We start from the raw sequence: 7639 nt of genomic DNA, 5'->3' as shown, positions 1-7639 counted from the left end.
GGCGTTCCGGTGGGCGTGGGCAGCAGCCGCCAGGGACGCGGCACCCGGCGCCGGGACGCCGCCGCGGGGCCCGGCTCCGGCCGGCCCCGATTCGCCGTGCCGTACGAAAAGCGCCGCCCCGGCACACAGCCCGGCAGCGGCATACCCCCCGGCACAGGCACATCCCCCGGCAGCGGCACACCCTCCGGCAGCACTCCGTCGGCCGGCTGCCCCGGCGCAGCGGCCGGCGCGGATGGGGCCGTCCCGCCGGGCGGCGCGGTGCGTTCCACAGGGGGCGCTCCTTCCGTCGGGTCCCAGCCTTCGCCCGCTCCCGCCCCGCTGTCCGTGACGGGCGCCACGCGCGGGCGGTGCGCGGCACCCTCGCGGCTTCCCGCGGCGTCCCCCGGTAATCCCGCGCCCCCGGTGACCCGGACCTGCCAGGATGAGCCGATGCCCACCTCATACGACACGCCTGACGTCCTGGACCGGCGCGACGGCCCGCACGGCGAGGTCGTGCTGCGGCGGCACGGTGACCGGCTGGAGATCATCGCCAACGGCTGTTTCCTGATGGACACCTCCGACGGCCGCTCGGAGCGGCGGCTGGTCGACGCGGCCCTGGACGCCCTGCCCGGCCGGGAGCGCCCCGACGTCCTCATCGGCGGACTCGGCGTCGGCTTCTCCCTGGCGCACGCCGCCGCAAACCCCCGCTGGGGACGGATCGCGGTGGTGGAACGCGAGCACGCGATCGTCGAATGGCATCGCGCCGGCCCGCTCTCCGCGATCTCCGCCGAGGCCCTCGCCGACCCCCGCACGGAAATCGTCGAAGCCGATCTCGTCGCATACGTCAATGAGACATCCGACACGTACGACGCCCTGTGCCTCGACATCGACAACGGCCCCGACTGGACCGTGACGGAGGGCAACGCGCATCTCTACGGCGAAGCCGGACTGGCGGGCTGCGCAAGGGTGTTGAGACCCGGCGGGGTACTCGCCGTCTGGTCCGCCCAGCCCTCTCCGGAATTCGAAGAAACCTTGCGGAATGCCGGGTTCCAACAGGTGCGTACCGAAGAGATCCCGGTTGCCCGGGGCGTTCCCGACGTGGTGCACCTCGCGATCCGCCCTGGATAGCAAAGGCGTGCTGCCTGCCCGTACGCTGCTCCCCTGACGCCGATCATTCAAGCGTCAATCGCAGCGATGCGCAGGCATAGCCAGTCAGAAGGAATCACCCCACTGATTCCGGAAAGCACACCCCAGGGGCGGGCGATGGAGCAGACACAGACCTCCCACAACGGTTCGGCGACGGCTACCCCGGGCGCGCAGCGCCGGGTGCTCGTCGTCGAGGACGACGCCACGATCGTCGACGCCATCGCGACCCGCCTGCGAGCCGAGGGATTCCTCGTGCAAACCGCGGGCGACGGTCCGGCCGCCGTCGACACCGCCGAGGCCTGGCAGCCGGACCTGCTGATCCTCGACATCATGCTGCCCGGCTTCGACGGTCTGGAGGTCTGCCGTCGTGTGCAGGCCGCCCGCCCGGTTCCGGTGCTGATGCTCACCGCGCGCGACGACGAGACCGACATGCTGGTCGGTCTCGGCGTCGGCGCCGACGACTACATGACCAAGCCGTTCTCGATGCGGGAGCTGGCGGCGCGCGTGCACGTGCTGCTGCGTCGCGTGGAGCGGGCCGCGCTGGCCGCCGCGACGCCGCGCAGCGGCATCCTGCGCCTGGGCGAACTGGAGATCGACCACGCGCAGCGCCGGGTCCGGGTGCGCAGCGAGGACGTCCACCTCACGCCCACCGAGTTCGACCTGCTGGTGTGCCTCGCCAACACCCCCCGCGCGGTCCTCTCCCGTGAGCAGCTGCTCGCCGAGGTCTGGGACTGGGCGGACGCCTCCGGCACCCGCACGGTCGACAGCCACATCAAGGCGCTGCGCCGGAAGATCGGCGCCGAGCGGATCCGCACCGTGCACGGTGTGGGCTACGCCCTGGAGACCCCGACGCCATGAGCGGCGGGCCGGCTGCACGGAGGAACCCCGGGGAGCCGGAACCCTGGGGAAAGGTGAGCCCGTTCTCGATCAAGACCAAGCTGGGCGCGCTGGTCGTCATCTCGGTGCTGATCACCACGGGCCTGTCGGTGATCGCGGTGCACACGAAGACGGAACTGCGCTTCATCACGGTCTTCTCGATGATCGCCACCTTGCTGATCACGCAGTTCGTGGCCCATTCGCTCACCGCGCCCCTGGACGAGATGACGGCCGTGGCGCGTTCCATCTCGCAGGGCGACTACACCCGCCGCACCCGGGAGAACCGCCGTGACGAGCTGGGCGACCTGGCCGTGACGATCAACGCCATGGCCGACGAGCTGGAGGCCCAGGACCGCCAGCGCAAGGAGCTGGTGGCGAACGTCTCGCACGAGCTGCGCACCCCCATCGCCGGGCTGCGCGCCGTGCTGGAGAACATCGTCGACGGTGTCACCCAGGCCGACCCGGAGACGATGCGCACGGCGCTGAAGCAGACCGAACGCCTCGGCCGGCTGGTGGAGACGCTGCTGGACCTGTCCCGCCTGGACAACGGCGTCGTCCCGCTGAAGAAGCGGCGGTTCGAGGTGTGGCCGTATCTGTCGGGCGTGCTGAAGGAGGCCAACATGGTCGCCTCCGTGCGCGCGGGCATCGCCACCGGCTCGGGCAGTCACACCCGCACGGACGTGCACCTCCACCTCGACGTGCACCCGCCGGAGTTGACCGCGCACGCCGACCCCGAGCGCATCCACCAGGTCGTGGCCAATCTCATCGACAACGCGGTCAAGCACAGTCCGCCGCACGGCCGGGTGACGGTCAAGGCGCGGCGCGGCGCCCTGCCGGAGTCGCTGGAGCTGGAGGTCCTGGACGAGGGCCCCGGCATTCCGAAGTCCGAGTGGCACCGCGTCTTCGAGCGGTTCAACCGCGGCAGTGCCAAGCGGCCGCAGGGGCCGGGCAGCGACGGCGGCACCGGCCTCGGCCTGGCGATCGCCCGCTGGGCGGTGGATCTGCACGGCGGAAGGATCGGAGTGGCCGAATCCGAGCGGGGTTGCCGGATTCTTGTCACTCTTCCGGGACTTCCATCTGTGCCAAGTTGACGTAAAGTTCGAAGCGGAGCCACAAGATCCACCGGCATCCGCGCTGACGGACACGTGTGATCAGGCACAGGCCCGCGCCACTGGCGTGTCAGGCCCCGCTCCACCCTTCCCTCCTGAAGCGGAACCACGCTTGTTTCCCGCCATTTCAAGCGCCGAAACGCACTGCAAGATGTGACTTGCGCGACGTTGAACGGGCCCGGCCTGACCTTCCCGCTCGGGGAGGCGTAGCCTTGATTCCCGCTGTCCATCATCTTGTGAAGCGGAAGAGGGCGGTTGCCGCCGTGTCGCCACAGTCCCCCAGTAACTCGAGCATCTCGACCGACACCGACCAAGCGGGCAAGAACCCCGCCGCGTCGTTCGGTGCCAACGAGTGGCTCGTCGACGAGATCTATCAGCAGTACCTCCAGGACCCGAATTCGGTAGACCGAGCCTGGTGGGACTTCTTCGCCGACTACAAGCCGGGCGCCGCTGGCGCGCCGGCCCCGTCGGGTACCGCGGCCACGGGGGCCGCGGGGACCTCCCCCACGCTCGAATCAGCTCGCGCGGGGAGTCCCCCACCCGCTCAGCCGGCCGCGCCGGCCGCGCCCGCCCAGGCCTCCGCCCCGGCGGCCGAGAAGCCCGCCGCCCCGCAGGCCTCGGCTCCGGCCCAGGCTCCGGCTCCGGCTCCGGCGAAGCCCGCCGCGCAGGCTCCGGCCCAGGCCGCCGCTCCCGCGAAGGCCGCCCCGGCCCCCGCGAAGCCGGCCGCCGCCCAGCCGGCCGCTCCCGCGAAGAAGGCCGAGCCCGCCGGCGAGGCCCCCTCCGGTCCCGAGCAGGTCGTGCTGCGCGGCCCCGCCGCCGCGGTCGCGAAGAACATGGACGCCTCCCTGGAGCTGCCCACGGCCACCTCCGTGCGCGCGGTCCCGGTGAAGCTGCTGTTCGACAACCGCATCGTCATCAACAACCACCTCAAGCGGGCGCGCGGCGGGAAGATCTCCTTCACGCACCTCATCGGCTACGCCATGGTCCAGGCGATCAAGGCCATGCCGGCGATGAACTACTCGTTCGCGAAGGTCGACGGCAAGCCCACCCTGGTCAAGCCGGACCACGTCAACCTCGGTCTCGCCATCGACCTGGTCAAGCCGAACGGCGACCGCCAGCTGGTCGTCGCGGCGATCAAGAAGGCCGAGACGCTGAACTTCTTCGAGTTCTGGCAGGCCTACGAGGACATCGTCCGCCGCGCCCGCGACGGCAAGCTGACGATGGACGACTTCACCGGCGTCACGGTCTCCCTGACCAACCCCGGCGGCCTCGGCACGGTCCACTCGGTCCCGCGTCTGATGCCCGGCCAGTCGGTCATCATGGGCGTCGGCTCCATGGACTACCCGGCGGAGTTCCAGGGCACCTCCCAGGACACCCTGAACAAGCTCGGCATCTCGAAGGTCATGACGCTCACGTCGACCTACGACCACCGGGTCATCCAGGGCGCCGCCTCCGGCGAGTTCCTCCGCCAGGTCGCGAACCTCCTGCTCGGCGAGAACGGCTTCTACGACGACGTCTTCGAGGCGCTGCGCATCCCCTACGAGCCGGTCCGCTGGCTCAAGGACATCGACGCCAGCCACGACGACGACGTCACCAAGGCCGCCCGCGTCTTCGAGCTGATCCACTCCTACCGGGTCCGCGGCCACGTCATGGCCGACACCGACCCGCTGGAGTACCAGCAGCGCAAGCACCCCGACCTGGACATCACCGAGCACGGGCTCACGCTGTGGGACCTGGAGCGCGAGTTCGCCGTCGGCGGCTTCGCCGGCAAGTCGATGATGAAGCTGCGCGACATCCTCGGCGTCCTGCGCGACTCGTACTGCCGCACCACCGGCATCGAGTTCATGCACATCCAGGACCCCAAGCAGCGCAAGTGGATCCAGGACCGCGTGGAGCGCCCGCACTCCAAGCCGGAGCGCGAGGAGCAGCTGCGCATCCTGCGCCGGCTGAACGCGGCCGAGGCGTTCGAGACGTTCCTGCAGACCAAGTACGTCGGCCAGAAGCGCTTCTCCCTGGAGGGCGGCGAGTCCGTCATCCCGCTGCTGGACGCGGTGCTGGACTCGGCCGCCGAGTCCCGCCTGGACGAGGTCGTCATCGGCATGGCCCACCGCGGCCGCCTGAACGTCCTCGCCAACATCGTCGGCAAGTCGTACGCCCAGATCTTCCGCGAGTTCGAGGGCAACCTCGACCCGAAGTCGATGCACGGCTCCGGTGACGTGAAGTACCACCTGGGCGCCGAGGGCACCTTCACCGGCCTCGACGGCGAGCAGATCAAGGTCACCCTGGTCGCGAACCCCTCGCACCTCGAAGCCGTCGACCCGGTCCTGGAGGGCGTCTCCCGCGCCAAGCAGGACATCATCGGCAAGGGCGGCACGGACTTCACGGTCCTGCCCGTGGCGATCCACGGCGACGCGGCCTTCGCGGGCCAGGGCGTGGTGGCCGAGACCCTGAACATGTCGCAGCTGCGCGGCTACCGCACCGGCGGCACGGTCCACATCGTCATCAACAACCAGGTCGGCTTCACCGCGGCCCCCGAGTCCTCGCGTTCCTCCATGTACGCGACGGACGTGGCCCGCATGATCGAGGCCCCGATCTTCCACGTGAACGGCGACGACCCGGAGGCCGTGGTCCGCGTCGCGCGGCTCGCCTTCGAGTTCCGCCAGGCGTTCAACAAGGACGTGGTGATCGACCTCATCTGCTACCGCCGCCGCGGTCACAACGAGTCGGACAACCCGGCCTTCACGCAGCCGCTGATGTACGACCTGATCGACAAGAAGCGCTCGGTGCGCAAGCTGTACACCGAGTCCCTGATCGGTCGCGGCGACATCACCCTGGAAGAGGCCGAGCAGGCGCTGCAGGACTACCAGGGCCAGCTGGAGAAGGTCTTCACCGAGGTCCGCGAGGCCACCTCGCAGCCGAACATCGTGGAGACCTCCGACCCGCAGGCCGAGTTCCCGGTCGCCGTGAACACCGCGGTGACCACGGAGGTCGTCAAGCGGATCGCCGAGTCCCAGGTCAACATCCCCGACCACGTCACCGTCCACCCGCGTCTGCTGCCCCAGCTGCAGCGCCGCGCGGCGATGGTCGAGGACGGCACCATCGACTGGGGCATGGGCGAGACCCTCGCGATCGGCTCCCTGCTGCTGGAGGGCGTCCCGGTCCGCCTGGCGGGCCAGGACTCGCAGCGCGGTACGTTCGGCCAGCGCCACGCGGTCATCATCGACCGCAGCACGGGCGAGGAGTACACGCCGCTGCAGTACCTCTCCGAGGACCAGGCGCGGCTCAACGTCTACAACTCCCTGCTGTCCGAGTACGCGGCGATGGGCTTCGAGTACGGCTACTCGCTGGCCCGCCCCGAGGCGCTCGTGATGTGGGAGGCGCAGTTCGGCGACTTCGTCAACGGCGCCCAGACGGTCGTGGACGAGTTCATCTCGTCGGCCGAGCAGAAGTGGGCCCAGACCTCCGGTGTCGTGCTGCTCCTGCCGCACGGCTACGAGGGCCAGGGCCCGGACCACTCCTCGGCCCGCCCGGAGCGCTTCCTCCAGATGTGCGCCCAGAACAACATGACGGTCGCCATGCCGACGTCGCCGTCGAACTACTTCCACCTCCTGCGGTGGCAGGTGCACAACCCGCACCACAAGCCGCTGGTGGTCTTCACGCCGAAGTCGATGCTGCGCCTGAAGGCGGCGGCGTCGAAGGCGGAGGAGTTCACGACCGGGCAGTTCCGGCCGGTCATCGGCGACGCGTCGGTCGACCCGGCCGCGGTCAAGAAGGTCGTCTTCTGCGCCGGCAAGGTCTACTACGACCTGGAGGCCGAACGTCAGAAGCGCGGCGTGACGGACACGGCGATCATCCGCATCGAGCGGCTGTACCCGCTGCCGGGTGTCGAGCTCCAGGCGGAGATCAAGAAGTACCCGAACGCCGAGAAGTACCTGTGGGCCCAGGAGGAGCCGGCGAACCAGGGTGCCTGGCCGTTCATCGCGCTCAACCTGATCGACCACCTGGACCTGGCGGTCGGCGCGGAGGTCCCGCACGGCGAGCGCCTGCGCCGCATCTCGCGCCCGCACAGCTCGTCCCCGGCGGTGGGTTCCGCGAAGCGGCACCAGGCCGAGCAGGAGCAGTTGGTGCGTGAGGTGTTCGAGGCGTAGGTCTCGTATCCCGTCGCACGTCACCGGGCCGCATCCCCGCCAGGGGGTGCGGCCCGGCCGCATATCCTTGAGCCATGTACTTCACGGACCGTGGCATCGAGGAACTGGAGAAGCGGCGCGGCGAGGAGGAGGTCACCTTCGAGTGGCTCGCCGAGCAGCTGCGCACGTTCGTCGATCTCAACCCCGACTTCGAGGTGCCGGTGGAGCGCCTGGCGACGTGGCTGGCCCGGCTGGACGACGAGGACGACGAGTAGCGGAGCGCGGGGTGCGACGACAGGGGCCGGCCGTCAACCACACGGCAGAGGACCCGGCCCTCCGTCGGGAGCGCCGCCCACGGCATCGCGCTTCCCTTTCCCGCACCCCGCGCACCCCGCGCCCCGC

5 protein-coding genes are annotated in these 7639 nt (G+C 70.2%); all 5 read left to right on the top strand.

The window, feature by feature from the left end; genetic code table 11:
• The first annotated feature begins 429 nt into the window (after positions 1–429).
• The 5 genes from RIN80_RS25065 to RIN80_RS25045 all read left to right on the top strand — a co-directional run bounded on the left by RIN80_RS25065 (position 430) and on the right by RIN80_RS25045 (position 7512).
• Positions 430–1107 carry a spermidine synthase gene (locus RIN80_RS25065; protein WP_309097916.1) on the top strand — a complete coding sequence of 226 codons (678 nt, stop codon included), beginning with the start codon at positions 430–432 and terminating at the stop codon, positions 1105–1107.
• 135 nt (positions 1108–1242) lie between these two features.
• Positions 1243–1983: a response regulator transcription factor gene (locus RIN80_RS25060; protein ID WP_309097915.1), complete on the top strand. Its 741-nt coding sequence runs from the start codon at positions 1243–1245 to the stop codon at positions 1981–1983.
• Positions 1980–3092 (top strand): HAMP domain-containing sensor histidine kinase, encoded by a 1113-nt coding sequence (locus tag RIN80_RS25055; RefSeq protein WP_094055972.1) that lies wholly within the window; start codon positions 1980–1982, stop codon positions 3090–3092. Before RIN80_RS25060 ends, RIN80_RS25055 begins: the two co-directional genes overlap by 4 nt.
• 281 nt (positions 3093–3373) lie before the next feature.
• The gene (locus RIN80_RS25050) at positions 3374–7258 is read left to right on the top strand and encodes a multifunctional oxoglutarate decarboxylase/oxoglutarate dehydrogenase thiamine pyrophosphate-binding subunit/dihydrolipoyllysine-residue succinyltransferase subunit (RefSeq protein ID WP_309097914.1); all 3885 of its coding nucleotides are present in this window, start codon (positions 3374–3376) and stop codon (positions 7256–7258) included.
• A gap of 74 nt (positions 7259–7332) precedes the next feature.
• Positions 7333–7512: a DUF6104 family protein gene (locus tag RIN80_RS25045; RefSeq protein ID WP_003992906.1), complete on the top strand. Its 180-nt coding sequence runs from the start codon at positions 7333–7335 to the stop codon at positions 7510–7512.
• The last annotated feature ends 127 nt before the right edge of the window (positions 7513–7639 follow it).

The organism is Streptomyces sp. (assembly GCF_031181705.1).
In the GTDB taxonomy this organism is placed as follows: domain Bacteria; phylum Actinomycetota; class Actinomycetes; order Streptomycetales; family Streptomycetaceae; genus Streptomyces.
This window is presented reverse-complemented; position numbering and strand designations above follow the sequence as displayed.

What these genes read in the sequence shown, in the direction of transcription:
- RIN80_RS25060 (WP_309097915.1), top strand. Translation starts at nt 1,243, where the DNA reads ATGGAGCAGACACAGACCTCCCACAACGGTTCGGCGACGGCTACCCCG.
- RIN80_RS25065 (WP_309097916.1), top strand. Translation starts at nt 430, where the DNA reads ATGCCCACCTCATACGACACGCCTGACGTCCTGGACCGGCGCGACGGC.
- RIN80_RS25045 (WP_003992906.1), top strand. Translation starts at nt 7,333, where the DNA reads ATGTACTTCACGGACCGTGGCATCGAGGAACTGGAGAAGCGGCGCGGC.
- RIN80_RS25055 (WP_094055972.1), top strand. Translation starts at nt 1,980, where the DNA reads ATGAGCGGCGGGCCGGCTGCACGGAGGAACCCCGGGGAGCCGGAACCC.